At 59.5% G+C, this 3,420-nt stretch carries 2 protein-coding genes; both read left to right on the top strand.

Translation table 11 applies throughout. The annotated features are described in order from the left end of the window. The first annotated feature begins 119 nt into the window (after positions 1-119). On the top strand, positions 120-572 hold the full coding sequence (locus E2F46_RS17325; protein WP_133323834.1) for a DMP19 family protein: 453 nt from the start codon (positions 120-122) through the stop codon (positions 570-572). Positions 573-2,477: 1,905 nt separating this feature from the next. Beyond that, positions 2,478-2,930 carry a hypothetical protein gene (locus E2F46_RS17320; protein WP_133323833.1) on the top strand — a complete coding sequence of 151 codons (453 nt, stop codon included), beginning with the start codon at positions 2,478-2,480 and terminating at the stop codon, positions 2,928-2,930. The last annotated feature ends 490 nt before the right edge of the window (positions 2,931-3,420 follow it).

The raw sequence follows: 3,420 nt of genomic DNA, 5'->3' as shown, positions 1-3,420 counted from the left end.
CGTGGTTCTGGGCTCGGGTGGGCCCCAGCTTCCCGACCACCATCGCATAACAATTCGTTCAAGCCGATGCCGCTTCGCGGCACGGCTTAACTCAGGCGTTAGCCGTTGGAGATAGATTCATGAGCTATTGGGATTTGGTGGATCCCATCTGGGAGAAGGTCTCTATCTATGATGGTGGAGATATATTTCTCAGACAGTACAACGCATCACCAGAGGCATCGCGCATTTTGTTCGCTGCGCATTGGACTCAGTCCGAGGTGCGTAATGGTGGCTTCAATCAGTACTTTTCCAACAGCACAGGCGTACTCGCCCCAGAAGCGGTAGTGGCGTTTCGTGCACTTGGCATGCCCCAGAGTGCGGCTGCAATTGAACAAGCAATGGCCTTCTTCGACTCACCATACCCAAGAGAACGTAATGAGCGACAAGAGGCACTTGATGCTGCATGGGAAGCTTCTGGCGACGAAGACTATGAGCCATTCACTGACATAGATGATTTATTTTTCGAGCTTCTTGACACAGAGAACGGCGGCTTTGCGGCAGCTGCAGATATGTATGCAGCTACCAACGGCTAACAATTCATTCAAGCCGACGCCGCTTCGCGGCGCGGCTTAATTCAGGCGTTATGCGGCTGTGGAGCGTTGTACCAAGTAGTGTCGTCGCAACGGATTGACTGACATGCTGCCAGCTTCCTGTTCTGCCGCTGCTGTTCGCTTCTCACCCTTCGGCAAATTCCCTTGCCCTGCCCTGTGGGTGCGCCCTGGTGCCGTGGGCTTTGCTTCGGTTGGTTCGTGCGGTCGGACGGGCGTGCCGGTTGGTTCCACACACCAGCAAGTCTCCGGGCGGCACGCCATCGGCTTCGGGTCGCGGACGGTTCGTTGGGGTGCGCCCGTGCTGACCGGCTTTCGGACGGGACAAGCGGCTTCGGCAGGTGGCCGGCGTGCGCTCCCGCGCCCGGTTGGCTGGGTTTCTGGTACTTTGCCGCATAACAGTTCATTCAAGCCGACGCCGCTTCGCGGCGCGGCTTAATTCAGGCGTTATGCGGCTGTAGAGCGATGTTCCACGTAGTGTCGTCGCAACGGACTGACTGACATGCTGCCAGCTTCCTGTTCTGCCGCTGCTTTTCGCTTCTCACCCTTCGGCAAGTTACCTTGCCCTGTCGCGTGGGCGCGCCCTGGTGTCGTGGGCTTCACTTCGGTTGGTTCGTGCGATCGGACGGGCGGGCCGGTTGGTTCCGCACACCAGCAAGTATCCTGGCGGCACGCCATCGGCTTCGGGTCGCGGACAGGTCGTCGGGGTGCGCCCGTACTGACCGGCTTTCGGACGGGACAAGCGGCTTCGGCAGGTGGCCGGCATGCGCTCCCGCGCCCGATTGGTTGGGTTTCTGGTACTTTGCCGCATAACAGTTCATTCAAGCCGACGCCGCTTCGCGGCGCGGCTTAATTCAGGCGTTAGGGCGTGCAGGTCGTTGACGTCATGTTCGGGCTTCGGTCCTGAGCGCTATCGGCGCAAGCTTCGCGCTCCAGCGTTGTGCACAGCACCTCGATTTCCGATGGTTCGTGGCGCAAGCCGTTGGCTCACGGAGTTGTGCACCGCAACGGGGTTCCCGCCAGGTTGCGGGGCAAGCCTGTGCCCCCGGCCGCTTTGTCGTACAGTTCCTCCAACCGGGGTTGGGTCCACGGGTCCGCAGCCCTAACAGTTCATTCAAGCCGATGCCGCTTCGCGGCACGGCTTAATTCAGGCGTTAGGTGCCACTTGGAAAATTTTCGCCGCCAACTAAGACGTATCTTGGAGCTAGTCAGGAGCTGCGAGCCCGTGGAGATTGTTGCCCCTATTCAGGCCGCTGCAACCGGATCCGAGGAATTATTGCGCACGTACCTGCAATCGAACGAGCTATGGGGCGGTCCTGGTTCTATCGCTGACCAAGCCGGTCTTTCAGCCAAGACTGACCATACTCGCCGCTCTATCGAGAAACGCCTAGTTGAGCTTGGTGACATGCAAATTGCTGCTGGCATACTCAATCCACGCACCAGAATGTGGACGGAGGCATTTCGTGCAAGACCGCGCAGTGGCACCTAACAATTCATTCAAGCCGACGCCGCTTCGCGGCGCGGCTTAATTCACGCGTTATGCGGTGGTGGAGCAAGGGCATTTGCGTCGGTGTTCTTCGGTAGCACTTTCGCTGCATTCCGCACAGGCTCCGGGCCGCATGCATTGCTCGCACCGCTATCGGCCATGTGCCTGCTCCGCCAAAGCGCAACTCACTGTCGTGGCGCAATCATTCCCGGCGGGCTTCGGTCAGCCCGTGCCCGGCGGTCTTTCGGGCAAGCCTGCACCGGCGACCTGTGGCATGCTTGGCCTGGCACGCGGTGTCGTGGTTTCGGGCTCGGTTTCATCCCGGTATTCGGGCCACCATCGCATAACAATTCGTTCAAGCCGATGCCGCTTCGCGGCACGGCTTAACTCAGGCGTTAGCGCCCATGAAGAGATACGCATGGCTCGTTGTCTATTCTGCCCCGGCGGCCCTGGGCGGTCTTCTTCTCGGTGCAATTTTCAGCGGGCTTGGCTTTGGACTTTTCGGCCTGCTCTCCCCTGACACAGGCTTTTCGCACTTTGCAGTCGGCTGGTCTTTCGGTCTTTTCATGGCCATGTTCGCGCTCATGATCGGCGTATTGCCAGTTCTGCTATATGGGGCACCGGCATACGCGCTCACCATGTACTTCAGCCGCGCCAGCTACTTCACTGCTACAGTTCTCGGCATCGTCCCGGGCTTAGTACTGCTCGCATTTGGCTCCAGCTACGGTGGCATGTTTTTGATGTTTGGCGCACCGGTTGCATGGTGCACACACTTTCTTGCAAAGCGTTCCCCTCGGCTACAGCAGCTGGGCGCTAACAATTCATTCAAGCCGACGCCGCTTCGCGGCGCGGCTTAATTCAGGCGTTATGCGGCTGTAGAGCGATGTTCCACGTAGTGTCGTCGCAACGGACTGACTGACATGCTGCCAGCTTCCTGTTCTGCCGCTGCTGTTCGCATCTCGCCCTTCGGCAAGTTGCCTTGCCCTGTCGCTTGGGCGCGCCCTGGTGTCGTGGGCTTTGCTTCGGTTGGTTCGTGTCACCGGACAGGCGTGCCGGTTGGTTCCATACACCAGCAAGTATCCAGGCGGCACGCCATTGCCTTTGGATCGCGGACGGTTCGTTGGGGTGCGCCCGTAGTGACCGGCTTTCGGACGGGACAAGCGGCTTCGGGTAGTGGCTGGCGTGCGCTCCCGCGCCCAGTTGTCTGGCTTTCTGGTACTTTGCCGCATAACAATTCATTCAAGCCGACGCCGCTTCGCGGCGCGGCTTAATTCAGGCGTTATGCGGTGGTGGAGCAAGGGCATTTGCGTCGGTGATCTTCGGTAGCACTTTCGCTGCGTTCCGCAC

Origin of the sequence: Luteimonas aestuarii (assembly GCF_004357985.1) — a bacterium.
Lineage (GTDB): Bacteria > Pseudomonadota > Gammaproteobacteria > Xanthomonadales > Xanthomonadaceae > Luteimonas > Luteimonas aestuarii.
This window is presented reverse-complemented; position numbering and strand designations above follow the sequence as displayed.

Coding starts and splice junctions, on each gene's coding strand:
- E2F46_RS17325 (WP_133323834.1), top strand. CDS start 120: ATGAGCTATTGGGATTTGGTGGATCCCATCTGGGAGAAGGTCTCTATC.
- E2F46_RS17320 (WP_133323833.1), top strand. CDS start 2,478: ATGAAGAGATACGCATGGCTCGTTGTCTATTCTGCCCCGGCGGCCCTG.